The 681-nt window shown below is 65.5% G+C and carries 1 protein-coding gene; it reads left to right on the top strand.

Going from position 1 to position 681, the window contains the following annotated elements; genetic code table 11:
- Window positions 1-296: 296 nt before the first annotated feature.
- Window positions 297-681, top strand: a 385-nt coding sequence (locus BKE38_RS31700; RefSeq protein WP_367596595.1) for a dihydrofolate reductase family protein, incomplete at its 3' end; no start/stop codon positions are given.

Genomic DNA, 681 nt, shown 5'->3' with positions numbered 1-681 from the left:
GGCCAGGGGCGGGAGGGCTGGCGGAACATGGCTCGCTCCTTCTGACGTGGTCGTGGCAATCTATGGTTGCAGAAAAATCGCCCTGCGTTCCTCGAGTTGCGGAATCTCGCAGGCGGCGCAACGGCGGCCCACCGGCAGCCGGAACGATCCCGCCGGTGGATGCTCCGGTGCCTCGCGTCAATCTCCGTATATTTTCTTGAAAGAATACCGATCTGCCGGAGGATACATTTTTGTCGAAGAGCGGCGGTCGACAACCGTCGACAAATTTCGACGTCACAACGACAGGAAAGATGGCCGTGTCCCGCACGCTCTGGCACTGCCATATCGCCGCTTCGCTGGACGGCCGCATCGCCCGGGCGGACGGCTCGGTCGACGACTGGCTGGCCGCCGACTACCCGGCCGAGGATTTCGGCTTCGCCGAATTCTTCGCTGGCGTCGGCGCCATCCTGATGGGCCGCGGTACCTACGACGCGCTGCAGGGAGTCTCACCCTGGCCCTATGCTGGCAAGCCGGTGACGGTGCTGACCTCCCGCCCGATCGAGGCGCCGCCGCCGGATTTGGAAACCCGCTTGGGCGATCTCAGAAGATCGTGGAGGAGCTGGAGGGACGCGGCCATGGCCGCATCTGGGTCGAGGGCGGCGGCGTGGTGGTCGCCGCCATGCTGGCGCTGGGCAAGCTCGA

This window comes from Teichococcus deserti, from assembly GCF_001982615.1.
In the GTDB taxonomy this organism is placed as follows: Bacteria; Pseudomonadota; Alphaproteobacteria; order Acetobacterales; family Acetobacteraceae; genus Pseudoroseomonas; species Pseudoroseomonas deserti.
Note: the sequence above shows the minus strand (reverse complement) of the source record. Positions and strands in the feature narration are given on the sequence as shown.